General features: G+C 59.9%; 18 protein-coding genes and 1 pseudogene. 5 read left to right on the top strand and 14 right to left on the bottom strand.

From position 1 onward, the window contains the following. Nucleotides 1–54: 54 nt before the first annotated feature. Both H597_RS0125915 and H597_RS0125910 read right to left on the bottom strand, forming a co-directional pair. Nucleotides 55–1,176 carry a hypothetical protein gene (locus H597_RS0125915; protein ID WP_028104670.1) on the bottom strand — a complete coding sequence of 374 codons (1,122 nt, stop codon included), beginning with the start codon at nucleotides 1,174–1,176 and terminating at the stop codon, nucleotides 55–57. After that, complete coding sequence (locus H597_RS0125910) at nucleotides 1,173–2,555, bottom strand: hypothetical protein (RefSeq protein WP_154668288.1); 1,383 nt, start codon at nucleotides 2,553–2,555, stop codon at nucleotides 1,173–1,175. The genes H597_RS0125915 and H597_RS0125910 overlap by 4 nt, the downstream gene beginning before the upstream one ends. 1,812 nt (nucleotides 2,556–4,367) lie before the next feature. Between H597_RS0125910 and H597_RS33580 the strand changes: the two genes are divergently transcribed. Then, nucleotides 4,368–5,321: a FitA-like ribbon-helix-helix domain-containing protein gene (locus H597_RS33580; RefSeq protein WP_051294112.1), complete on the top strand. Its 954-nt coding sequence runs from the start codon at nucleotides 4,368–4,370 to the stop codon at nucleotides 5,319–5,321. A 27-nt stretch (nucleotides 5,322–5,348) separates the two neighbouring features. After that, nucleotides 5,349–6,020 carry a YEATS-associated helix-containing protein gene (locus tag H597_RS0125890; protein WP_154668287.1) on the top strand — a complete coding sequence of 224 codons (672 nt, stop codon included), beginning with the start codon at nucleotides 5,349–5,351 and terminating at the stop codon, nucleotides 6,018–6,020. 116 nt (nucleotides 6,021–6,136) lie between these two features. Here the strand turns inward: H597_RS0125890 and H597_RS32525 are convergent. The 7 genes and pseudogenes from H597_RS32525 to ybiB all read right to left on the bottom strand — a co-directional run. After that, nucleotides 6,137–6,388 (bottom strand): annotated as a pseudogene (locus tag H597_RS32525) (site-specific integrase); the annotation flags it as partial. Nucleotides 6,389–6,628: 240 nt separating this feature from the next. Further along, a complete protein-coding gene (gene rpoD / locus H597_RS0125880; RefSeq protein ID WP_371850745.1) occupies nucleotides 6,629–8,827 on the bottom strand; it encodes an RNA polymerase sigma factor RpoD in 2,199 nt (732 codons plus the stop codon). Nucleotides 8,828–9,044: 217 nt separating this feature from the next. Next, entirely contained in the window at nucleotides 9,045–10,850 is a 1,806-nt protein-coding gene (dnaG, locus tag H597_RS0125875) for a DNA primase (protein ID WP_028104666.1), read from the bottom strand. Between the two features lie 134 nt (nucleotides 10,851–10,984). Then, the gene (locus H597_RS0125870) at nucleotides 10,985–11,434 is read right to left on the bottom strand and encodes a GatB/YqeY domain-containing protein (RefSeq protein WP_028104665.1); all 450 of its coding nucleotides are present in this window, start codon (nucleotides 11,432–11,434) and stop codon (nucleotides 10,985–10,987) included. 126 nt (nucleotides 11,435–11,560) lie between these two features. Further along, complete coding sequence (rpsU, locus tag H597_RS0125865; protein ID WP_005665410.1) at nucleotides 11,561–11,773, bottom strand: 30S ribosomal protein S21; 213 nt, start codon at nucleotides 11,771–11,773, stop codon at nucleotides 11,561–11,563. A gap of 198 nt (nucleotides 11,774–11,971) precedes the next feature. Further along, nucleotides 11,972–13,180 (bottom strand): BaiN/RdsA family NAD(P)/FAD-dependent oxidoreductase, encoded by a 1,209-nt coding sequence (locus H597_RS0125860; protein WP_028104664.1) that lies wholly within the window; start codon nucleotides 13,178–13,180, stop codon nucleotides 11,972–11,974. A 23-nt stretch (nucleotides 13,181–13,203) separates the two neighbouring features. Next, a complete protein-coding gene (ybiB, locus tag H597_RS0125855) occupies nucleotides 13,204–14,175 on the bottom strand; it encodes a DNA-binding protein YbiB (protein WP_028104663.1) in 972 nt (323 codons plus the stop codon). Between the two features lie 73 nt (nucleotides 14,176–14,248). Here ybiB and H597_RS0125850 point away from each other — a divergent pair, with 73 nt between their 5' ends. Continuing rightward, nucleotides 14,249–15,307 carry a 3-deoxy-7-phosphoheptulonate synthase gene (locus H597_RS0125850; RefSeq protein WP_028104662.1) on the top strand — a complete coding sequence of 353 codons (1,059 nt, stop codon included), beginning with the start codon at nucleotides 14,249–14,251 and terminating at the stop codon, nucleotides 15,305–15,307. Between the two features lie 50 nt (nucleotides 15,308–15,357). Here the strand turns inward: H597_RS0125850 and H597_RS0125845 are convergent, their stop codons facing one another. Then, on the bottom strand, nucleotides 15,358–15,813 hold the full coding sequence (locus H597_RS0125845) for an OsmC family protein (protein WP_028104661.1): 456 nt from the start codon (nucleotides 15,811–15,813) through the stop codon (nucleotides 15,358–15,360). Between the two features lie 90 nt (nucleotides 15,814–15,903). On the opposite strand from H597_RS0125845, the gene tsaD reads away from it, so the two are divergent. Then, a complete protein-coding gene (gene tsaD, locus H597_RS0125840) occupies nucleotides 15,904–16,938 on the top strand; it encodes a tRNA (adenosine(37)-N6)-threonylcarbamoyltransferase complex transferase subunit TsaD (protein WP_028104660.1) in 1,035 nt (344 codons plus the stop codon). On the opposite strand, the gene H597_RS35210 is transcribed toward tsaD, so the two are convergent. From H597_RS35210 to H597_RS0125825, 3 genes are all read right to left on the bottom strand, one after another. After that, on the bottom strand, nucleotides 16,935–17,108 hold the full coding sequence (locus H597_RS35210; RefSeq protein WP_154668286.1) for a hypothetical protein: 174 nt from the start codon (nucleotides 17,106–17,108) through the stop codon (nucleotides 16,935–16,937). The genes tsaD and H597_RS35210 overlap by 4 nt on opposite strands. 71 nt (nucleotides 17,109–17,179) lie before the next feature. After that, nucleotides 17,180–18,085: a LysR family transcriptional regulator gene (locus H597_RS0125830; RefSeq protein WP_028104659.1), complete on the bottom strand. Its 906-nt coding sequence runs from the start codon at nucleotides 18,083–18,085 to the stop codon at nucleotides 17,180–17,182. Continuing rightward, on the bottom strand, nucleotides 18,067–18,966 hold the full coding sequence (locus H597_RS0125825; RefSeq protein WP_028104658.1) for a LysR family transcriptional regulator: 900 nt from the start codon (nucleotides 18,964–18,966) through the stop codon (nucleotides 18,067–18,069). Before H597_RS0125825 ends, H597_RS0125830 begins: the two co-directional genes overlap by 19 nt. 106 nt (nucleotides 18,967–19,072) lie before the next feature. On the opposite strand from H597_RS0125825, the gene H597_RS0125820 reads away from it, so the two are divergent. Then, complete coding sequence (locus H597_RS0125820; RefSeq protein ID WP_211232084.1) at nucleotides 19,073–19,930, top strand: oxidoreductase; 858 nt, start codon at nucleotides 19,073–19,075, stop codon at nucleotides 19,928–19,930. On the opposite strand, the gene H597_RS0125815 is transcribed toward H597_RS0125820, so the two are convergent. Continuing rightward, nucleotides 19,927–21,162, bottom strand: coding sequence for a metal-dependent hydrolase (locus H597_RS0125815; protein WP_028104656.1), 1,236 nt, complete (start codon nucleotides 21,160–21,162; stop codon nucleotides 19,927–19,929). The genes H597_RS0125820 and H597_RS0125815 overlap by 4 nt on opposite strands. Between the last annotated feature and the right edge of the window lie 4 nt (nucleotides 21,163–21,166).

The following is a 21,166-nucleotide window of genomic DNA, read 5'->3' as shown; positions in this document are numbered from 1 at the left end:
TTGACGTCGAACCCCATAAGTAGCCGTCTTTAACGTCGACCTTTTGTGCTTTCCTTATTCCTTGATTGCGCCGGAGTGAAGGAAAAAGCGATTCGTGCCATCCTTCGCAACGATGAACCATTGCTCGTTATGGGTCGCCACAAAAACGGGTTCACCCGAGACCAGATGCTGGACTACTTCTTTGCCGTCAGCCGGCGCTATGGAAAGCAATGCCGCAGTTTTGCCTTGCCCACTGCACGGCTCACGCACCGCGATCACGCCATTGCCATACTCGGAGATCGATTGCGTCCTACAGAATTTCCCATCAAAGCTAGTCAATGAGAGTTGTTTGCCCTCTGCGCTCGTTACGGCCAAGGTCGAAGTACTACCCTTGCTGGACAAGGAGTAAATGAGTCCGCGCGGAGACACTACCGCTTCAACCGACCTGTACTCCTGTTTGAATGGACGAACACTCCAGGCATAGCCGCCGTTCGACAGGATGCGCGACTGAGCGTAATCAATTGCATAGTCCTGCTTGTTCAATTTCGCAGGAACGAATTCTCCTGCGATATACAGTTGATCGCCAACGAAACGCGCAGCGGCGGAGCTGGCAAATGCTCCCGTTTTCCGCAGACTGACTGTTCCCACGCCCAGCTTCTTGTCGAGCGATACTGTAAACGTCGAATTGTATTCGGCATCCCCGTCTTCGTCTTTGGAATAGCCTGCAACGACTACGCCAAAAGGCGATGCCCCAATGGCGTAGCCGTAGCGATTCCGTCCCGGAAGCGAAAGCTCTTTGTGGCCAAGCTCCTTTCCCTGGACGTCGAACCGATAAACATACACCAAGGTCTGGTTCAATGTACTCTGGCTCCGCGTGTTGGCATTCGCAAGAAGGTACACGTTATCGCCATCGAAGACACATTGCTTCGCTCTCAAGGAAGCGAAACCGTTCGGTGCGGCGATGCGCTTTGTCCAAAGCACGGCGTTACGCTGGTAATCGACCACCGTCAGCTCGGCGCCGTTTTGTGCCGCATCCGGATCAAAATGGTCGCTGGCGAGGCATGCGCGCGCACCGTCTGCGGCAAACCCCATATGGTTCGGGCCAAAATCGCTATCCTTCAGCTGCAGTTCCAGCGCTTGTGCACATGGGAACAACAGCGCCATGACGACGGCGGCAAAAGATCGGTAAATATTCATGGTTGATAATTCAAAGCGGCCGGCTCTGACGGATTACGTCGTCCAGATGCGTCAGGTCGGTGTTGCTTGTCTGGATAGCGTGCAATGGTGCTGATAATCGTTCCTTGGCCAAATGCTTCGATACGCACTGCTACCGTGGGCATGACAAACTGGAGGGACTGCGGTTTGTCGGCAACCAATCGGATCCAGGCGTCGCGCCAGCTTTCCTCACCAAGAAAAGTTTCTACGCTCTCCGTCGAAATTCCCTCTGGAGCCAAGTGCTTGATCCCCCGGCCCGCCAAGCGCTTGCGAAATTCGCTGGCCACTTTCTCCGGCGGTGCGTCAAGGACCAGGTGGTATGCAGAGCCACTTTTCGCTCGCGCATAGTGCATGCTGCGCACATGGGCGCCAAACGCCAGGGTTGCCTGCTCTGGCTGATAAACATACGGCGCTTCGCAGGAACATGTCGCGTAAGCTGCTGCGCCGCCGTCCATCTGCCGGCGCCAGCCTGGCAGGCATGCAGGGCTGCTGCTGGCAAAGCAATTGTCATATCCCGTGCTGGCATCGAGGAAGATCTCCTCGACCGCGTTGGTCGTCCTGTGGCTGGTACTTTCGCCAGCGGCCTTGGCTATATCCCATCGGCCGGCGGCGTTCTGTTGCCACTTGAAACGCGCGTCGAACCAAGGGTGAATTTGGCCCGGTGGTCCATCCACCCGCACTTTGTCAGAAACTCCCGTCGTCGCCGGAATAGGAAGAGGATCGCCGGTTTGGCCTTGCAAGTCGACCAGCGCCACTACCGTAGGAGCATTCGGCGAATCCGCGTAGGCGAATGCGCTCAAGTCAGGAGCGATACCGGCAAGATAAGTGATCGACGGATTCGAAAGGCCCAACGGCAACGGCTTTATCTCGACGGGAAAGCCCTTCAACAAAAAGCCGGCGTTATATTTTCCGCCGCTGGAAAAATAGCGCAAGCCGGGGCCGATATCCTCGCCAACGGTGGTCGCCGCGCTGCCCACGTCCAAGCGCTCAACAACGGCTTTTCCCTTGCGCTCATACACGAGCTGAAGCGGGGATTGATCGCCTGCATAACGGTACGCAAGAATCGCTGCCTGCCCCGCGCCCTGCCAGGGCTCAGCCGGCTCAGCCCTTTCAATGACGACCTTGTCACCGTGGAGCACCCTGTCGTAATCCTGTGGCAGGGGGCTGAACGAGCCCCAGCGATAATTGCGCCACTCGACATGCAGAATAGTGAACGGCCCATTTTGCTTGACCGATTTTACGGACTCGTCCTGATTCAACCAGGCGGCGTATGGTCCGCTTGGCGGACGGCCCGAACTGCAAGCGCCAAGTAACAGACAAGCGGCGACAAAGAATACCTTGGGAGATCGAATTGCATACATGAAGGAAATATTACCATATGAGCAACTAGCTTCCGTGCACGATTCAGTGCCGCGCAGATGCCGGATTTCCCGCCGCCTTCCCATGCGCACGCGCGCGCATGGCGCATGCAGCGGTCGCCGGCACGGTCTTGAAGATGACTGAGGATTCTGCAGTTCCAGCAAGCGATGTGCTGAAAACAATAGCAGCCAGATAGCAGCTATTGAAAAGTGGTAGGCCTCCCCGGAGTCGAACCGGGTACCAACGGATTATGAGTTTGCCAGCGAAACCGTGTCCGTAGGGAAATCGAGGTAAAGTAAGCACAGGTTAATGAAGGCAATAGTATACAACAAATCAATGGGTTAGCGAAATCCAGATAAATTTGCGGATCATAACGAGTGTACCGCTGATGTACCGAACTGCGTCCTTGGCGCCTACCGTCCACATGGCAATACCAACGGAACTTAGCTGATCAGCACCTATTTGCATCGCATCTGTAAAGTGGCTCACTTGGCGACTTGCCGTCGCTGAGGTAAAGTATCGGTTTTGGGCCTCTAGCTCATGCTTGGTTAGAGCAGCGGACTCATATGCAAATGTGCCTTACGAGGGGAAACCACGTAAGGGATGGTGTCAAATTCGGTGAAACCTAAGCGCAGCGATGCGTATGGCAATGCCGAGCCAAGCCTCAGTGCGAAAGCGCTGTTGAAGGTGTAGAGACTAGACGGCACCCACCTAAGGCGCGAGCTATGGTGAAGGCATAGTCCAGGGAGTGGCGAAAGTCACGCAAACCGGAATCCGTTGGTGCCGTGTTCGACTCACGGGAGGCCTACCAAATTCAGCAGTAAGATCAAAGGGTTGCGAAAAACTTCGCAACCCTTTTTGTTTGCCACCATACTTTAGCGAGCTCCCCCATGCCAATGGCAGCACATCGCCTAGCGCCACTCCATTACGCTGGGATGGGGCCCTTATGACACCACTTCGACTTCTTCCCACTCCCACACCAACAGGGGACGTATGGATCGTAGCGCTTTGAACGGTTCGCAATCCGAGCGCTAAGCATAAGGATGTTGCCAGCTATAGCCTCGTATTCAAGCACATCCTGGCCAGCTATGGACACTTCCCCATGCTGCCCAGCTCGGTCACCACGATTCATGAACTCAAACATTGCGTCATGCGCTCGTAGGTAGGTCTCAACATCCGGATCGGCACTAATCGAGCGACGAACGTTATTTACCTGCCGGCCGGCATATATCGCTTCAGGCTGAAGCAAAAACAGAATGCTTCTGTCGTGCGTTGCCTTTGGCGTAATGTCGATCAAGATGCCCTCTGGCGACCGCCATACTGCGTGAAACTCTGCCTCAACAAAGAGTCCGGGTGACTCCCATATCGACCAGCCGATTACCACCGCCCCTCCGTCGCAGTCCACTTTTGTCAACACGTTCGGGAAACACTCATGCACCCGAGCACATGGGTCGGCTACGACTTCAACATATTGCGGAGTTTGGCCTGGCGAAAGTTCTTCACACAACGTTTCGATGGAACGACTCAGGAAAGCAGGAGTGACTGGAGCTTTTAACACTTGGGGTTCCTAGCGATTGCGCAAATGGCAATTATATTACCATTCAACAATAATGCGGACTACAGCTTCGGGCTTCCTCGAGACGCGTTACTAACTCTCTCTGGAAGTCGAGGTCCGGCTCAACAACTCAATCACCGTTCAGCAAGATTCCCCGTCAATTTGGCCTTGACATTCCAACAAAATGATCGGAATATACTCATTACGCACAACAAAGACAATTTGATATCATTTTGAATCATCGGAACGGAAAGAGATCATGTTCAATAAAATCGCCATCAGAAACATTCCCAGTTCGATCTTTCGCGCCTTGGAATCATTCGCCGAACTTCATGATCGATCTACAGAAGCAGAAGCTCGCCAAGCACTGAAGGCGTGGGTTGAGCCTGCATTGGTGCAGGAAAGCAGGAACACACGTCGCAAAGAGGTTGCAGAGCGCCTCAATCGAATGTTGACGCAAGTGAATTCTGGTCGCAGGGGATCTAAATTAGCCGCTTCACATATCGCCGAAGCGATAAAGGAGGAGCGGGCCGAAGACGTAGAGGACTGGTTCCTGGGTAACAAAGAACCTAGCTTCTCCCAACTATCCGCGATCGCAAATCTGTTAGGTGTTGACGCCGATTGGCTAAAGCATGGTGATAAAGCGCTGTTCCCACCTGAATTTATGCGCTTGTCTGAAAATCCGTTCGAAGCCGTGGAGTGGCTGCTGGCTTGGCCAACGACTGTCGCTAACCCCGAGGAAAAACTTTCCGTCCTCCACCTCATTCGTGCCGATAATTCAACTGGTAGCTTGTATATCGTAAAAGAGTCTGACAAGGGGCACTTCCGCACTTACTACACGACAATTCACGTATCCGAAGAAATCGGCGCTGGTGGCGAAGCGGCTCTCGCCGCTCTCTTCGTTACTCTCGAGTTACTGTATAAACGCTATACATCACTTGGAGGTCTAATGGTGCTTGGTTATCTTCTTCCTGCGGATGACGTGACTCAACTAACCGGCGGAAACACACATCCTGGCTCGCTACTGAACGATCGCAGCCGCTCCATGTGGTGGGAAGACATTTGGGATCATAAGATGGCCCCCAAACATACGTATTGGACGGGCTGGAAGTCTCTGTACGAGCGCATTGAACGGGTAATCTCGGCCAGAAATCATCTAAACGAACTTCGCACAAAGATCCGCGAGGGCGTAACGTCAATGGATGCAGCCTAAAACGATATTCGCTGTGAGGCGCCGAACATGACACTGACAAATTGCAATGTAATTAGTCTAATAGTTTGCGCAGGTACATTTGGTGGCCTCGTAAATTTTGCGCAGGCGAGAACCAAAGAATCGACGTGGCGTGATGGCTGCTGGTCTGTGGTTATTGGTCTTGGAGCTGCGTTTCTCATACCGCTGTTCCTAAACACAATTTCCAGCTCGCTTTTGGCTGGGCTGTTGAATGGCACGGCAGGCAGCGCAGATCCGTTCGTCTTTTTCGGTTTCTGCTTGCTCGGCGCCATTAGTTCGAAATCAATGATTCAGTCACTTTCGCAAAAGGTACTTAGACTTGCGGAGGAAACAAAGCGTGATGTTAAGAACCTAAAGGATGAAGTCAAGCCAATCATCGACAAAGAGACCGAGCCTGACCAACATAAAAGCAACGAAAGTGCATTCAGAGTCGAGGCGTATGGTCTTACGGGGGACGACGCGTCCAAGGTAATTAAGGCGCTTGGCGACAGCAAATACTCGAGGCGCACGGTGCAGGGAATCTCAAAGGATGCAAATATCGCAGAGGGCACAGTTATCGAGACATTGCGTTGGCTCCAACAAAATGGTCTTGCCACCACTACGGGCGGACCTCGCCACTATTGGAGCCTAACTGACAAGGGGCGAAGCGCCTTCGCTGAAATCTCGTCCCTAAGGAACTAATCGGCCGCTCCTCGATACGCACGCCCTTAAATATTATGTTGAATGTGGGCTTATCCCCGCAATTTCCGGACTGACGCATGAGCCGTCCCGCCGTCTGACAGTCCCTGCGACGTCGCCTGTCCGGTCAAGTTTGAGCCACCACAAATAGTGATGACTTCGGCCAGGTATCGCTTCATGGCCGCCTCGAAAGTCATACGTTCAGATGGAGCGCGTTTGATGAACATGCCGCGCACCATCTCATCTTCAGTACCACGCGCCCAATCCTCAGCGTCTTTCTTCAGGCGGAATGTCTTGACGGTGGTGGGCCATCCCGTCTTCCGTATAACTGCCTTCCAGGTTCCCGATGGGGTCTTAACGATCGTCGCCACTAGCGCTCCAGTACTTTCAAATTTTGCTTACTGTACCGAAATTGTACCGAAATACCCAACGGCAATAAAAAAAGGACTTGGGTTTTCACCTAAGTCCTTGTTTTCACTGATTTTACTTCCCAATCCGCAGCAGCACTAAGCTCGGCACTAACGGATTATGAGTCCGCTGCTCTAACCAAGCGTGAGCTAGAGGCCCTGGGAACCCGGCAGGATAGGGCCGCTGGCCCTATCCGTCAAGTTTTAGTTACCTTCCAGGAAGCTCTTCAGCTTGTCGGAACGCGATGGGTGGCGCAGTTTGCGCAATGCCTTGGCTTCGATCTGGCGGATACGTTCGCGCGTCACATCGAACTGTTTGCCAACCTCTTCCAGCGTATGGTCGGTCGACATTTCGATCCCGAAACGCATGCGCAGCACCTTGGCTTCGCGCGGCGTCAGCGAGTCCAGCACATCCTTGACCACGCCGCGCATCGAGGCATGCAGCGCCGCGTCCGAAGGCGCCAGCGTGTTGTTGTCCTCGATGAAGTCGCCCAGATGGGAATCGTCGTCGTCACCGATCGGCGTTTCCATCGAGATCGGCTCCTTCGCGATCTTCATGATCTTGCGGATCTTATCCTCTGGCATTTCCATCTTGATCGCCAGGGTTGCCGGATCCGGCTCGGCGCCGGTCTCCTGCAGGATCTGGCGCGAGATCCGGTTCATCTTGTTGATCGTTTCGATCATGTGCACCGGAATACGGATGGTACGCGCCTGGTCGGCGATGGAGCGGGTGATCGCCTGGCGGATCCACCACGTTGCATAGGTCGAGAACTTATAGCCGCGGCGGTATTCGAACTTGTCGACCGCCTTCATCAGGCCGATATTGCCTTCCTGGATCAGGTCGAGGAATTGCAGGCCGCGATTGGTGTACTTCTTGGCGATCGAAATCACCAGGCGCAGGTTGGCCTCGGTCATTTCACGCTTGGCTTTGCGCGCTTTCATTTCACCGGCCGCCATCTGGCGGTTGATGTTGCGCAGGTCCGGCAGCGGCAGCACGACGCGCGCTTGCAGGTCGATCAGGCGCTGCTGCAGTTCCTTGATGGTCGGGATATTACGGCCCAGGATCGCGCTGTACGCGTGACCAGCGGCGACTTCGCCATCCACCCATTCCAGGTTGGTTTCATTCCCCGGGAAGACCTTGATGAAGTGAGCGCGCGGCATGCCGCACTTGTTCACGGCCACGTCCAGGATCTGCTTCTCGATATGGCGCACCTCATCGACCTGGCCGCGCAGCGTGTCGCACAGTTTCTCCACCACTTTGGCGGTGAAACGGATGCCCAGCAGCTCGCCGGAAATGGATTCCTGCGCCTTCAGGTAGGCCTTCGAGTTGTAGCCATCCTTTTCGAACGCCTTGCGCATGCGTTCGAACTGGTTGCCGATATTGTCGAATTTTTCCAGGGCAGCGACTTTCATCGCTTCCAGCTGCTCGGCGGTGTAGCCGGCTGCCGCGCCGCCCGGACTGGCGGCTTCTTCCTCTTCTTCCTCGTCCTCTTCCCCCTCGTCGTCTTCCTCGTCTTCCTCTTCGGAAGCGGCGGACGCGCTGGCGACGTTTTCACCGTCCTCATCGACCAGCCCGTCGACGATTTCGTCGATCTTGATCTCGTCGATGCGGATGCGTTCCGAGGTGGCGAGGATCTCGGCGATCGTCACCGGGCAGGCGGAAATCGCCTGAATCATGTCGCGCAGGCCGTCTTCGATACGTTTGGCGATTTCGATCTCGCCTTCGCGGGTCAACAGCTCGACCGAACCCATTTCGCGCATATACATGCGCACCGGGTCGGTGGTGCGGCCGAAATCGGAATCGACGGTGGACAGCGCGGCTTCCGCGGCGGCTTCGGCTTCGTCGTCGCTGGTGACAGTGGCGACGTTATCCGACAGCAGCAGGGTCTCGGCATCGGGCGCGTGCTCATACACGGCGATGCCCATGTCGTTGAAGGTGCCGATAATGCCCTCGATCGCTTCCGGATCGACGATATTTTCTGGCAGGTGGTCGTTGATTTCAGCGTACGTGAGGAAGCCGCGCTCCTTGCCGAACTTGATCAGCGTCTTGAGCTTCTGGCGGCGGCGTTCGAGTTCCTCTTCGGTGGCCTCGGTATCGGACGAGAACGCGTCTTTCAGCAGTGCCTTTTCCTTGGCCTTGCGGTCCTTGGCTTTCGCCTTGTCCGCAGCCTTCAACTCGGCACGCTCAACCGCGTTCAGCGCTGCAACCTCGTCATTTTCGGGCGTAAATTCCTTCGGCTTGCGGCCACGGCGGCCCGGCACCTTGACGGTTGGCAGCACGTATCCGGAAGTATCGATGGCGGCAAGTGTGGCCGCGTCCGTAGTCTGACTAACCGCCGGCGGAGCCTTGGTAACGCGAGTAGCCGGTTTTTCAGCCGACTTCGTCGCGGGCTTGGCGGTCACTTTGCGAGGCTTTTCAGCCGCTTTGGTTTCAGGTTTCTTTGCTGGCACAGGCGCTTTCGGGAATAGTTAAGTCCACTACAAACCGCAACAACTACTACTGTAACTTACTGAAAACAAACGAAAATACTGCCCCGCTAAATATTGCAATATTTAGCATTTTATTATAGCACGCCCCTTTACAATTACCAGACGGGCAGGATTGCGTGCGCCTTGGCAATTACCGCGGACTTAAATCAGCTTCAGCTTCCCTCCTCAGTTGATCTTGCTTGGCGGTAAGCTCGCGGTAACGCACCCCAAATTCCTCGGACGGCATGCCGGCACTAAATTGCTGCATAAGCTGGGAAATTTCAAGATTCACAGCTTCGATCCGAAGGTGGCGCACGGTAGCCAACAGCCATTGGCGCTCGCCTTCAATATCCGGTTCCGGCGCGGCGGCGATTTCACTGATCAGCCGATCGTAATCGCTGCCCGTCTCCTTTACCAACTGACAAAATGCGGCAAAACTGCCCTGCTCTCCCAGCGACTGCGCCTGCACGATCAGCCAGACCAGCCGCTCGGCCGCTTCCTGGCCAAAGTGGCTGAAGGCCAGCAGCGCTTCATCGTCCAGCAACAGCGCCAGGGGCGGATGCGTGAGCACGACACGGATCAGTTTCAATTCCAGCCCCACGGGCTGCTCGCGGCGGCTTCTTGGCGGCGCCACCTTATTGGCCGCCACCGGCTTTGCCAGCTCGAACAGTTGCTCCACCTCGCCCGGCGCGCTTTGCGTCATCGTCGCCAGGCCGCGCACGATTTGCAAGCGCAGCGCGGTCGGCGGCATCGCCTGCAGCATCGGCTTGGCGTCGAACTGGACGCGGGCGCGGCCCTCCGGCGAGGTCAAATCATGCTCCCCCGCTGCTTCGCGCAGCAGGAACTGCGACAGCGGCATGGCTTCCTGCACTTGCTGCTCGAAGGCCTGGGCGCCGTATTCGCGGATATAGCTGTCCGGGTCGTGCTCGGCCGGCAAGAACAGGAACTTGATCGTCTTGTCATCCGACACCTGCGGCAGACAGGCTTCCAGCGCCCGCCGCGCGGCGCGGCGACCCGCCTTGTCGCCATCGAAACTGAAGATCACGTTGTCGGTTTGGCGCAACAGTTTCTGGACATGGGTGGTGGTGCAGGCGGTTCCCAGCGTCGCAACCGCCTGGGGAAATCCCATCTGGGCCAGCGCCACCACGTCCATATAGCCTTCCGTCACCAGCACATAACCCGCATCGCGGATCGCCTGACGCGCTTCGAACAAGCCATACAGCTCCGTGCCCTTTGAAAATAAAGGCGTTTCCGGGGAATTCAAGTACTTCGGTTCCCCCTGGTCCATGATGCGGCCGCCAAAGGCGATCACCTGGCCCTTGACATTGCGGATAGGGAACATCACGCGCTCGCGGAAGCGGTCATAGCGCTTGGTGCGCTTGCCATCCTCATCCACGTTCTGGATGATCAGGCCCGCTTCCACCAGGACCGGGTTTTCATAGTCGGGGAATACCGCCTTCAAGCTATCCCAGCCGTTTGGCGAATAGCCGAGGGCAAACCGGGCCGCGATTTCGCCGGTCAAGCCGCGCCCCTTCAGATAGCCGATGGCCTGCGGCGCCTGGCGCAACTGGGCACGGTAAAAGTCACTGGCCTTGGTCATGGCATCCGACAGGGCCATGGATTGCTGTTGCAAGGCAGCGCGCTGGGCGGGCGGAATCTTGTCGTCCTGCTCAGGCACCACCATGCCGACGTTCTGGGCCAGGTCCTTCACCGCATCGACAAAGCCCATGCCCGAGTATTCGATCAGGAAGCCGATCGCAGTCCCATGGGCGCCGCAACCAAAGCAATGATAGAACTGCTTGGCGGGGCTGACAGTAAAGCTGGGCGATTTTTCGCTATGAAACGGGCACAAGCCCTGGAAGTTGGCGCCGCCTTTTTTCAGCTGGACGTAGCGCCCCACCACGTCGACGATATCGACGCGGTTCAGCAAGTCGGAAATGAATGACGGTGGAATCACGAGGCTGAACGGTATTTGTTATAAATCAGACTATACCGCCGCGCGCGATGAGCATTTGATCCAGATCAACACACGCGGCCCCAGAACACGGCAGAGATCGTGGCAACCTTGGTTGCCACGAACTGGGCAGTAGATTATGCCGGGGCCAGGGCTTTCTTGACCAGTGCGGATACCACGGTCATGTCGGCGCGGCCTGCCAGCTTTGGCTTGACGATGGCCATCACTTTGCCCATGTCCTGCGGACCGGCGGCGCCGGATTCGGCAACAGCGGCCTTCACCTCGGCGGCGATTTCTTCGTCGGACAGACCGGCTGGCATGTAATCGACCAGGAAGGCCAGCTCGGCTTTCTCAATGTCAGCCAGGTCGGAACGGCCGCCGGCTTCGAACTGGGTGATCGAATCCTTGCGCTGCTTGATCATTTTTTCCACAATGGCCACGGTCTGGACATCGTTGACTTCAATCTGTTCGTCCACTTCCTTGCGCTTGATCTCGGCCAGCAGCAGGCGGATGGTGGCCAGCTTGCCGGCTTCCTTGGCACGCATGGCGGCTTTCATGTCATCAGTGATCTTTGCTTTCAGGCTCATAGCTACCTCAAAAGTGTGCGGGGAAAAAGGAAAACCCGCTGCGGATCAGACCGGAGCGGGTTGAAACTCTGGCGTGGGCATCCGTGGCGATCAATGCGCCTGCAAGGATGACCAACGAGAGCTGAATTAGTACAGCTTCTTAGGCAGTTGCTGGCTGCGGATGCGCTTGTAGTGACGCTTCACGGCAGCTGCCAGCTTGCGCTTACGCTCTGCGGTTGGCTTTTCGTAGAACTCGCGTGCGCGCAGTTCGGTCAGCAGACCAGTCTTTTCGATGGTGCGCTTGAAGCGACGCATTGCGACTTCGAACGGCTCGTTTTCTTTAAGGCGGATAGTAGTCATGTAAAAATTCAAACCGTTAGGGTTCAGGAAAGACAGCGATATTAGCAGCTTTTGCTCAAAAATGGAAGAGACAACAGACGCCAAACCGCGCATTCACGGCGGTTCCCAGTGGATATCGGCGTCTTTTCGCGGGCAATCTTTCAGCCCAGCTAACATCATGAATCCGGCGAAAATTACCCTGCCGGGAGTCGAATGATATCAGATTGCGAGCCCAGCAGCCACTCCCGATGCCCAGGCCCATTGGAAATTGTAGCCCCCCAACCATCCCGTCACATCCACTGCTTCACCAATGAAGTAAAGCCCGGGCACATTCTTGCATTCCATCGATTGCTGGGACAGCTCGCGGGTGTCGACCCCGCCGCGCGTTACCTCGGCCTTGCGATAGCCTTCCGAACCGTTGGGCGTGAGGGTCCACTGGTTGACGGCGCGGCCCAGCTTACGCAGCTGCTCATCTTTCATGTCGGCAATACGCGCTTCCGGATCGAAGCCATGGGCTTGCAACAGGCCTTCGGCCAGGCGGGTCGGCAACCATTGCGCCAGCAGATTGCCGAGCTGCTTCTTGAGCGTGCCCTTCCCGTCGACCAGGGTCTGCGCCAGATCCATCTCCGGCAGCAGGTTGATGATGATGGGGTCGCCCGGCTGCCAGAAGGACGAAATCTGCAGGATGGCCGGGCCGCTCAGGCCGCGATGCGTGAACAGCAAGTCTTCGCGGAAACGGGCGCCGCTCGGGTTGCGGCCTTTCAGGGAACCGGTTTCCACGTCCACTTCCAGCGAAACGCCGGCCAGCGGCACAAAAGGCGCCCATTCCTGGGCGTCGAAAGTCAACGGCACCAGGGCCGGACGCGGCTCCACCAGCTTCAGGCCGAAATGCTTGGCCACGCGGTAGCCGAAGTCGGTGGCGCCGATCTTGGGAATCGACAGGCCGCCGGTGGCCACCACCACGGCGCTGGCATGGATGTCACCCGTGTCGGTTTCCAGAACAAAGCCGGCGCCATTCCGGGCCACGGCCTGCACCTTGGTCGGCATGCGCCAATGCACACCGCCATCGGCGCACTCGTCGCGCAGCATGTCGATGATCTGCTCGGCGGAATCGTCGCAGAACAGTTGTCCTTTGTGCTTTTCGTGGAAACCGATGCGGTGCTTCTTCACCATCGCCAGGAAGTCCTGCGGCGTAAAGCGCGACAGGGCACTCTTGGCGAAATGCGGATTCTCGGACAGGAAGTTGGCGGGCCCCGCGTTAACATTGGTGAAATTACAACGGCCGCCGCCGGAAATGCGGATCTTCTCCGCCAGTTTCCCGGCATGGTCGAGCAGCACCACCCGCTTCCCACGCTTGCCAGCGGTCGCCGCGCACATCATTCCAGCGGCGCCCGCGCCGATCACCGCCACATCAAATTCTTTAGCCATAACCGCCCATTTTACAGGAGGCACTAAATGCCCACCCTGGGGTCAGGCAGAAAAGTGGACATTTGTTGCGCCACAGCTTTGCAGTGGGCGACTTGCTCGGCAATCGATTCGGGGACGGGGACGTCACCGCGCAGCACCGCCTGGATCCAGGCGGCAGTAGACTCCGCGCTCTTGTCTTCCGGCAGCTCCGGCAGCGTGTCGACCACGGTCTGCTTCTCGACCAGTACGGTGCGCTCGCCATCGTGGAACCAGTCGATTTTCTGCGCCTTGTTGGCATTGGCGACCGTCTCGCCTTCCGTGCCGCGCATCAGGAAGGCGTGGCCTTTGTTCTGCGTGAAGAACGCGCCGAGCGATTCCAGGTATTCCGGATGCGTGTACGACACCAGCCGCAGCGCCGCCCCCGCAAACGGCTGCATGATCTTCACCAGCGTATGCATCGAGTTGCGCACGCCAAGGATGCGCCGGAGCGACAGCATCCACGCCAGCCTCGGCGCCAGCGCGTCGATCGTGATGAACGCCACGCGCCCCTCCGCCAGCGCCGCTTCCGCCGCCGCATGGTCGGGCGAAGCATGCACGCCCAGCGCCTCAAATACTTCCGCCGTGGCCACCCGCCCCACGTCATGCGCAACGCCATGCACCAGCACCGGCACGCCTTCGCGCGCCAGCAGCATGGCCAGCAAGGCCGTCAGGTTCGGCATTTTGCGGGCGCCGTTATAGCTTGGAATCACGACGGGCGCGAAGTCTCCGTCCGGTGCATGCAGCTTGTCGAACGAGGCTTCGGCGGCTTCCAGGAAGCCGTCCAGTTCGTCCACCGATTCGCCCTTGATGCGCATCGACAGCAAGATGCCGCCCAGCTCGAGGTCCGACACGCGCCCTTCAATAATCGCGCCCCACAATGCGCGCGCCTGGCCGCGGTCCATGCTGCGGGCGCCCTTCGCGCCCCGGCCGATCTCTTTGATGAAAGGGGCGGCGTGGAATGGTTGTATAGTCGTCATCCAGCCAGTTTACGGCATTTCGGCTACACTGTTAGATCCCCCAAGCAAAAACACAGTGAAAAGCAGACTGATCATGATTGCCCAAAACCTTGAAAACATTAACGTTACCTCGTTCGCATCCATGCCTACCCCTGAGGAGCTGCATGCGAAACTGCCGCTGAGCGAAAAGGCGTCCGACACCGTCACCAAGGGCCGCGCCGACCTGCGCGCCATCCTGGAGCGCCAGGACAAGCGCCTGTTCGTGGTGGTTGGTCCTTGCTCCATCCATGACCCGGTCGCGGGCCTGGATTATGCGCGCCGCCTGAAAGCGCTGCAGGAAGAAGTCAAGGACACCATGCTGCTGGTGATGCGCGTGTATTTCGAAAAGCCGCGCACCACCACCGGCTGGAAGGGCTATATCAACGATCCGTATATGGACGATTCCTTCCGCGTCGACGTCGGCATGGAAAAGGCGCGCCAGTTCCTGCTGGACGTCTGCGAACTGGGCCTGCCGACCGCCACCGAGGCGCTGGACCCGATCTCGCCGCAGTACCTGGGCGACCTGATCGCCTGGACCGCCATCGGCGCCCGCACCACCGAGTCCCAGACCCACCGCGAGATGTCGTCGGGCCTGTCGACGCCGGTGGGCTTCAAGAACGGCACGGACGGCGATATCAGCATTGCGATCAACGCCATCCTGTCGGCGGCGAATCCGCACGCCTTCCTGGGCATTAACAGCCAGGGTAACGTGTCTGTCGTGCGCACGCGGGGCAATCCGCATGGCCACGTGGTGCTGCGCGGGGGCGACGGCCGGCCAAACTATGATTCCGTCTCGGTGGCGATCGCGGAGCAATCGCTGCAGAAAGCCAAGCTGCCGGCCAATATCGTGATCGACTGCTCGCACGCCAACTCGTACAAGAAACCGGAGCTGCAGCCGCTGGTGATGACCGACGTGGTCAACCAGATCGTGCACGGCAACGAATCGATCGTGGGTGTGATGATCGAATCGAACATCGTCGCCGGCAACCAGAAGATCCCGGCCGACCTGTCCGAACTCAAATACGGCTGCTCGGTGACCGATGCCTGCATCGACTGGGACACCACGTTCCGCGTCCTGAAGGAAGCAGACCGCGAGCTGCGCGGCCGCCCTTAACACCGGCACCCCGGTGTCTGAACCTGCGGGTCAGACACCGCTTTACCGGTTTAAAAACGCCAGCTCCCCTCGACCCGAATCTCCGACTTCACCGAGCGCGCCAGGAAACACTCCCCATGCGCCTCATAGTGCAGCCGCTCCACCTCCGCATCCGTCGGCGCCTTCGCGCCAGAAAAAACAAGCAGCGGCTTCAGCGTCACCACGCTGATCCAGCCATCCTCCATCATCCCTTCCGCCGCATCGACATAACTGTCGACCACATAGCCGTCGCGCGCCGCCAGGCTCAGGAACCACAGCATATGACAGCTCGCCAGCGCAGCCACATACGCCTCCTCCGGATCGACGGCGGAAGGATCCGACCAGGGCACCCGCACCACATGCGGCGAAGACGATCCCGGCACCACCGTGCCGCCGTCGAACGTCCACCTGTGCAGCCGGCTATAACGGTTATCGGTGAATTTGGCATCATGGCGGAACCACGCCACCTCGGCGCTATGCATCGGCATTGGAAGCCTCCTTATCAAGAATACAAGCACGATACCCCTGCCCGCTTTCCATTACAATGGCGGATTGCCCTCTCACCTTTGTTCCACACAATGATCGTTCTTGGCGTTGAATCCTCCTGTGACGAAACCGGCCTGGCCCTGTATGACACGCAGCACGGCCTGCTGTCGCACGCCCTGCACTCGCAGGTGGCGATGCACGAGGAGTACGGCGGCGTGGTGCCGGAGCTGGCGTCGCGCGACCACATCCGCCGCGCCATCCCGCTGCTGGAGCAGGCGCTGTCCACAGCCGGCAAGCAAGCCGCGGAGATCGACGCCATCGCCTACACCCAAGGTCCCGGCCTGGCCGGCGCGCTGCTGGTGGGGTCGGCCATCGCCTGCAGCCTGGGCATGGCGCTGGACAAGCCGGTGCTGGGCGTGCACCACCTGGAGGGCCACCTGCTGTCGCCGCTGCTGGCCAGCGATCCGCCGGAATTCCCCTTCGTGGCGCTGCTGGTGTCCGGCGGCCACACGCAGCTGATGCGGGTGGACGGCGTCGGCCAGTACGCGCTGCTGGGCGAAACGCTGGACGACGCGGCCGGCGAAGCTTTCGACAAATCGGCCAAGCTGCTCGGCCTGGGCTACCCCGGCGGCCCCGCCATCTCGCGCATGGCCGAATTCGGCGATCCGGAAGCCTATAAGCTGCCGCGTCCCATGCTGCACTCGAAGGATTTGATGTTCTCCTTCTCCGGCCTGAAAACAGCGGTGCTGACCGTGGTGAACAACAACGGCGGCGCCGCCAACGTCTGCGAGCAGGACAAGGCGAATATCGCGCGCGGCTTTGTGGATGCGATCGTGGATGTGCTGACGGCCAAATGCCTGTCCGCGCTCAAGCAGACCGGCTTGAAACGCCTGGTGATTGCGGGGGGGGTGGGCGCGAACGCGCAGCTGCGCGCGTCACTGAACGCGGCAGCCGGGAAGAAGCACTTCAAGGTCTACTACCCGGAGCTGGAATTCTGCACCGATAACGGGGCAATGATCGCCTTCGCCGGCGCCATGCGCCTGCAGATCAATCCGCTGGCGGCGCAGCGGGATTATTCCTTCAATGTCCGTCCGCGTTGGCCGCTGGACGAACTGCGGGTCATTTAAGCCAGGAGCCAGGCGCTCAGGCCGACCAGCGCCAGCAAGCCGGCTGCGATGCCGGTACGTACGCCCTTGTGATTCAGACTGATTTGCTGCCGGACGCGGTCGTGGCGGTTAGGCTTGTCTTCCCGTCGTGCTTCTTTGGCAACGTTGTGCTGCTGTACTTCGGTGTCCATCTAATGCCTCCATCTGTATAGACCACCAATGTAACAGCACAACCGTTCTGTCGCCACACATTTGCACATTGCTACGCAGCATTTAATCTCGGATCGTTGCGTAGACGCTCCGCCATCAGGTCGACGAAGCTGCGGATGCGGGTCGAGCCTTGCCTGCTGTCGCGGTGGATGATATGGATCGGTACGCACGGCGTGGCGTACTCCCGCAGTACTTCGACCAGCTCGCCCGATTCCAGCAAGGCTGCCGCCTGGTAGGACAACAGGCGCGCAATGCCAAATCCGCCGCGCACGGCCTCGATCGCCGAATCGTTGTTGTTCACGCCAAGACGCGGTTTGACCCGCAGCGATTGGGTGCCGCCGTCATTGTGAAAACGCCAATCCGGCGGCACGCTGGAACCGGATGCAGCGACGATGGTGTGCCGCTCCAGATCCTGCGGCGTGCGCGGCGCGCCATGCTGGGCCAGATACGACGGCGCGGCGACGATCATGCGCCGCACCCGGCCGACCGGAACCGCGCGCATGCTCGAATCGGGCAGCTCGCCGATGCGGATGCCGACATCGATCCCCTCCTCCAGCAGATTGGTGACGCGGTCGACAAAGACCGTTGAAACGTCCATGGCCGGATAGCGCCGCAGGTAGTCGACAATGCCCGGCATGACATACAGGCGCCCGAACAGCACCGGCGCCGTGACGGTGAGGTGGCCGCGCGGCGCGGCGTTGATGCCGGCCACCGCGTCGTCGGCCTCGTCGACTTCCGCGATGATGCGGCGCGCGTCGTCCAGGTAGCGCTGCCCCGCTTCGGTCACGCGCACATGGCGCGTGGTGCGGTCCAGCAGCTTGACGCCCAGGCGTTCCTCCAGCGCGGCGACGGCGCGCGTCACGGCCGGCGGCGACATGCCGAGCCTGCGCGCGCCGGCCGCGAAGCCCTGCTCCTCGGCCACGGCCACATACACGGTCATCAGGTAAAGCCGGTCCATTTGCGTTTCAGCATGAAGTCGATAAAGTGCCGCACGCGCATCGGCATGCGGCTACGCTGCGGATAGTACATGTAAACGGCGGCATTCGCCGTGACGTGGGTGGGCAGCAGCTGCAGCAGCCGTCCTTCGGCCAGGTCGCGTTCCACCGTAAACAGCGCCAGCTGGCCGATACCGACGCCGGCGCGCACCGCCGCCACTTCCCCTTCCGCCGTGTTGAAACTGGCCACGCAGGGGATGTCCCGGTAGACGGTGCCGCCCTCGCCTTTCAATTCCCACGGGACGATGCGGCCGCTGTTCGGCTGGCGGAAACCGGTGCAGCGGTGCTGCAGCAGTTCGTCCACGGTGCGCGGTGCACCGTGGCGTTCGACATAGGCCGGCGCGGCGCAGATGTAGAGCGGAACCTTGCCCAGCTGGCGCGCCACCAGGTTGCGCTCGGGCGGATTGCCGGAACGGAAACCGACGTCGATTTTCGATTCGGTCAAGTCGGTGAAGTGGTCGTCGAACAGCATGTCGAAATGCGCGCTCGGGTACAGCTGCTGGAATTCGCGCAGCAACGGCGCCAGCAGGACGGTCCCGAACGCGGTCGGCGCGGCCACCCGGATCATGCCGTCCACGGCTTCGCGGCTGTTGCGCACATGGTCCAGCGCCTCGTCCAGCAGGCGCAGGCCGGGGTTGGCCAAGTCGAACAGGCGCTGGCCTTCGTCGGTCAGGTTCAGGCTGCGCGTGGTGCGATGGAACAGGCGTACGCCGAGGTGTTCCTCCAGCTGGCGGATGGCCTTGCTGACCGCCTGCGCGGACAGGCCGGCATCCACGGCGGCCTGGCTGAAGCTGCCGGCATGCACGACGCCGATGAAGAGGGAGATGACGCGGGCCTTATCCATTATTTACAACCACAAGTTGAAGATCAATCACCTTTACGCTGGCTAGTGTAGCGGGGTTCCGAAGCCTAACATGCCCTGCTCGACCAATGAATAATGAAGGAACATCATGATGGCAAACAAAGTCTGGTTCATCACCGGCGCATCGCGCGGCTTCGGCCTGCTGATTGCACGCGACGCCCTGGCGCGCGGCGACTACGTGGTCGCCGCCGCCCGCAAGCCGCAGGCCGTGGCCGAGGCGCTGGGCAACCATCCGCGGCTGCTGCCGGTGCAGCTGGATGTCGCGGATGACGCCGCGGCCAGCGTCGCCGTGCAGGCTGCGGTAGAACGCTTCGGCCGCGTCGACGTGCTGGTGAATAACGCCGGCTATGGCCTCGTCGGCGCCGTCGAGGAGACATCGGCGCAGGAGCTGCGCAAGAACTACGAAGTGAATGTGTTCGGCCTGCTGAACGTAAGCCGCGCCGTGCTGCCCGTCATGCGCCGGCAGCGCAGCGGGCATGTGATGAATATCTCCTCGCAAGGCGGCTACCAGGGCTTCTGCGGCTTCGGCATCTACTGCTCCACCAAGTTCGCGGTGGAAGGCCTGAGCGAAGCGATGGCGCAGGAGCTCGCTCCGCTGGGCGTACACGTGACCGTGGTGGAACCGGGCGCCTTCCGGACCGACTTCTTCGACGCCGCCTCGCTGGTGAAGGCCGCCGCGCATATCGAGGATTACGACGGCACGGTAGGCCCCATGCGCCAATTCGCCGCCGACAACAACCACGCCCAGCCCGGCGACCCGGAAAAGCTGGCGCAGGCCCTGCTGGTATTGGCCGATGCGGGGCGCCCGCCGCTGCGCCTGCAACTGGGCAGCGATGCCGTGGCGCGCGCCTACGCCAAGCACCAGCAGGTGGAGCAGGAGCTGGCGCAGTGGAAGGAACTGGCGCTGTCGACCGACTTTGAGCCGGCGGCCAGGCAGGCCGCCTAGTCCCGGCCGGGCCCTTCGCCCAGCAGGTCGGCGCGGGGCATGCCCCATTGCGGCACGCTGAATGGGCATTGCGGCCTCGCCGCCAGCTTCAGCGTGGTGAAATTCCCGCGCGGCGTGGTGGCGAAGCGCAAGTCGCTGGCCTGCTCCAGCTCCATGGCCGGCATGCGCGCAAAGCGCAGCCAGGCCGCCAGCCGGCAATCGGACGCCGCCCGTTCCCGCAAGTCCGCCACGCTGCCCTGCCAGGAGCCGGACAGCAGCACGCCCGGCACCACCACCGGCATCTCCCCGGCCGCGTCTTCCGACAAGGCCGGTGGGCATTCGCGCGGCGCCAGCAGCGCCGGCGCCAGGCTCAGATGGCCGCGCCGCAGCTGATAGATCTTGCCATCCGACTCGATCGACGTGAAGCTCCAGCACAAAGGCTGCGAAGGAAAGGCCGTCAGCGCCACATCCAGCACGCGCGCCTGCGGATCCTGCAACACCAGCGCCGCCGTCACGGCCTCGCGCGCCTTGAACGAAGCGGAAGCCTGTACACCGACATACGCCAGCGCCACGCCCACGGCCAGCAGCAAGGCACGGCGGCTTTGCATATGCATGAAGCGCAGCAGCGCGACAGCCGCCCCCAGCGTCACCAGGGCCTCGAACGAAGTCCAGCCCAGATAGCCATGCAGCGTGACATACAGCAGCACCACCGGCAGTACCGCCAACAGCACGATCCTGCCGCGCCGCGAAGGCACGGCCATCGCCAGCGGCACCCCGAACGCCACCCAAAACACCGGCTCGATGATGTAGACCATATCGCCGAAATACCAGGTTCCGCTGAAGGGATGGAAGGGATGGACGCCGTAGTTGTTCATGAAGTCCATGCCCAGGTGCAGCAGGAAGCCCGCCGCCAGCGCGACACCCAGGCCGCGCCGCGCGTGGCGGCTCGCGCGCAGCAGGGCACGGGCATTCGGCCACAGCGCCCACAATAGCGCAAGCAGCAGCAGCGCCTGCGGCAGCAGGAACAGCAAGGTATGCGTATGCCCGCGGTGGTGCAGCAGATAGCCCAGCGGGGCTGGCGCCAGTCCGGTGAAGAGTAGATCCAGGTCGGGGAAATTGCTGGCCAGGGCGCAGGCCGTCAGCAGCAGGCGGTGGCGCGTCGTCTGCCGCGCCGGTTCGGCCTCCGGCGGCAGCGAGCGCTGAATCAGCTCGCCGACACCCAAGCCGACCACGGAATGCGTGATGTTATCCATGCTT

Origin of the sequence: Pseudoduganella violaceinigra DSM 15887 (genome assembly GCF_000425385.1) — a bacterium.
In the GTDB taxonomy this organism is placed as follows: Bacteria; Pseudomonadota; Gammaproteobacteria; order Burkholderiales; family Burkholderiaceae_D; genus Rugamonas; species Rugamonas violaceinigra.
Note: the sequence above shows the minus strand (reverse complement) of the source record. Positions and strands in the feature narration are given on the sequence as shown.